Annotated in this window: 1 protein-coding gene; it reads right to left on the bottom strand. The window is 61.1% G+C overall.

Going from position 1 to position 699, the window contains the following annotated elements:
* The coding region (locus CJZ78_RS13525; RefSeq protein WP_143592979.1) for an IS1595 family transposase at positions 1-628 on the bottom strand (628 nt) is incomplete at its 3' end.
* Between the last annotated feature and the right edge of the window lie 71 nt (positions 629-699).

The raw sequence follows: 699 nt of genomic DNA, 5'->3' as shown, positions 1-699 counted from the left end.
CCTGGCTGCCTGGTGCCAGATGGTGTTTGGCCCAGTCAGAGATCGCTTCTGAGCTGAAGCCACTTACGGCGGTGATCCTGACGTGAATTGGATGGCCAGCCTCGTTCAAGGAGACGGCCGCAACGATGGGGATCTTGTTCTCTGATCCCCGACCTGCCTTGCCACCCGGGAGTTCTCCGCCGAAGTAGGAGTCATCGATCTGGATCTTTCCACGCAGCAGGTAGGCCTCCTCCCGCTCAGTCATTGCCCGCAGGATCTTGTTGTGCAGCAGCCAGGCCGTGTCGTATTTCACGCCCAGGTGGCGGCTGAGCTCCAGAGAGGAGATGCCAGTCTTGGACTGGCCGATCAGATAGAAGGCCAGGAACCAGGTGGTCAGCGGCAGTTTTGTGGCCTGCATGATCGTGCCAGCCGTGAGCGTGGCCTGATGGCTGCAGGTTCGGCACTGATAACGCTTGAGGCGGCGGCCGTAGACGAGCCCATGCTCCTGGCCATTGCAGCGGGGACAGCGGAACCCATCAGGCCAGCGCGCCTGCTCCAGAGCAGCCTCACATTGCTCCTCAGTGCCGTAGAGCCGCTGGAACTCAGGCAGCGAGAGGCCTTTCTGGAATTGGATGCCGCTGCGCGCCATGACCGGACTGGTATTTGTGTACCACTATATAGGGCCTGGGTGGCCGTCGCGGAGTGAGCTGGGTAATCAAG

It is taken from the genome of Synechococcus sp. 8F6 (assembly GCF_002252665.1).
Lineage (GTDB): Bacteria > Cyanobacteriota > Cyanobacteriia > PCC-6307 > Cyanobiaceae > Cyanobium_A.
The sequence above is the reverse complement of the archived record's forward strand: the minus strand, read 5'-3'. Positions and strand labels throughout refer to the sequence as shown.